This is a genomic window from Deinococcus sp., from assembly GCF_018260405.1.
In the GTDB taxonomy this organism is placed as follows: domain Bacteria; phylum Deinococcota; class Deinococci; order Deinococcales; family Deinococcaceae; genus Deinococcus.
Window position 1 is genome coordinate 1 of the sequence record NZ_JAGLBG010000251.1, and the last position, 695, is coordinate 695.

The following is a 695-nucleotide window of genomic DNA, read 5'->3' on the forward strand; positions in this document are numbered from 1 at the left end:
CCTCTCCTGACCAACTCTTCCTCTTGGCACGGGGAACCCTCGAATGCCTCTCCTCCGAGTCTGTCTTCCAGCGAACCAAGCCTACTGCTGCTGCTGCTGCTGCTGATGATGATGATGATGAAGCTACTGCTGCTGCTGCTGCTGCTGCTGCTGATGATGAAGCTACTGCTCCTGCTGCTGCTGCTGATGATGATGAAGCTACTGCTCCTGCTGCTGCCGGTGCTGCTGATGCTGATGATGATGATACGGCTGCTGCTGCTGATGCTATTGTCGGTGCTGCTCCTGATGATGATGATGATGCTGCTGCTAATGATGCTACTGCTGCTGCTGCTGTTGTCGGTGCTGCTGCTGCTGCAGATGATGATGATGCTGCTATTGATATTGCTAATGATGCTACTGCTGCTGCAGTTGTTACCGGTTCTACTGCTGATGAGGATGCTGCTGATGATGATGATACTGCAGCTGCTGATGATGATGCTATTGCTACTGATGATGCTGTTGTTGTCGGTGCTGCTGTTGTTGACGATTCTGCTGCTGATGAGGATGCTGCAGCTGCTGATGATGCTACTGCTGCTGCTGCTGTTGCCGGTGCTGCTGCTGTTGTTGTTGTTGCCGGTGCCGCTGCTGCTGATCCTGCCGGTGCGACCCTCGGCCTCATCTTACCGGAATTCCGATCGTCCGGAGACGCTCCCGTC

General features: G+C 54.2%; 1 protein-coding gene. It reads left to right on the plus strand.

From position 1 onward, the window contains the following. Window positions 1-695, plus strand: a 695-nt coding sequence (locus QZ269_RS13395) for a hypothetical protein (RefSeq protein WP_291427186.1), incomplete at both ends; no start/stop codon positions are given.